The organism is Actinosynnema sp. NPDC023658 (genome assembly GCF_040639995.1).
Classification (GTDB): Bacteria; Actinomycetota; Actinomycetes; order Mycobacteriales; family Pseudonocardiaceae; genus Actinosynnema.
The window spans coordinates 1-1,101 of the sequence record NZ_JBFAAX010001461.1 but is presented as its reverse complement, the minus strand read 5'-3'; the positions used below and the strand labels follow the sequence as shown (position 1 = coordinate 1,101).

1 protein-coding gene is annotated in these 1,101 nt (G+C 74.3%); it reads right to left on the bottom strand.

The window, feature by feature from the left end:
• On the bottom strand, nt 1–1,101 hold a 1,101-nt coding region (locus AB0G02_RS41810), incomplete at both ends, for an HAD-IC family P-type ATPase (RefSeq protein WP_360806608.1).

The following is a 1,101-nucleotide window of genomic DNA, read 5'->3' as shown; positions in this document are numbered from 1 at the left end:
GGGCGGAGGACGGCGCATCCGACCAGCTCCACGGCCGTCGCGGCGAGTGCGCCGATCGCCGCGCCCAGCAGCAGGCGCTGGGGCGTCACGTCGAGCAGGAACACGTCCGTCGCCAGCACCGGCACGGCCAGGACCACGGCCGCCGCCGTGGCCAGCCCGGCCAGCAGCGCCACCTTCCAGCCGGTCAGCGGTCGGGCCAGCAGGGACAGCGTCCACAGTGACGCGATCAGCACCACGACCGTCGCCACGGTCTGCCCGGCGGGTCTGCCGCCGGTCGGGTCCAGGGAGCGGATCGTCAGGTCTCCCGCGAACGCGGCCAGGCCGATCACCACGCCGGTCGGGACGGCCAGCTTCAGCACGCGCCCCAGGAATCCCGGCACGTACCGGCGGCGGTTGGGGCCCAGCGCCAGCACGAAGCCCGGGATGCCGATCGTGAGCGCCGAGATCATGGTGAGCTGGATCGGGGCCAGCGGGTAGGCGATCCCGCTCACCAGCACGACCAGCGCCAGCACCAGCGAGTACACGTTCTTCACCAGGAACAGGTTCGCCGCCCGCTCGATGTTGGCGATCACCCGCCGACCCTCCGCCACCACGTCCGGCAGGTGCGCGAACCGGCTGTCCAGCAGCACGAGCTGAGCCACCGCCCTGGTCGCCGCCGCGCCGTTGCCCATCGCCACACCGATGTCGGCGTCCTTCAAGGCCATCGCGTCGTTGACGCCGTCCCCGGTCATCGCGACCACGTGCCCGCGCCGCTGCAACGCGCCCACCATGGCCCGCTTCTGCTGCGGCGTGACCCTGCCGTACACGGCGGACGCCTCCAGCACGTCGGCCAGCTCGTCCGGGTCGTCGGGCAACGTGCGCGCGTCCACCGCCTCCCCGGCCGCCGAGATGCCGGGCACGCCGACCGACACGGCCACCGCGCCCACCGTGCGCGGGTTGTCGCCGGAGAGCACCCGCAGCGCGACGCCCTGGTCGGTGAAGTACCTCAGCGTGTCGGCGGCGTCGTCCCGGACCCGCTCCGCCAGCACCACCAGCGCGCGTCCGACGAGATCGGGCGGCAGCGAGCCGGCCGCGGCGGGGGAGCGGGCCGAGGCCAGCACC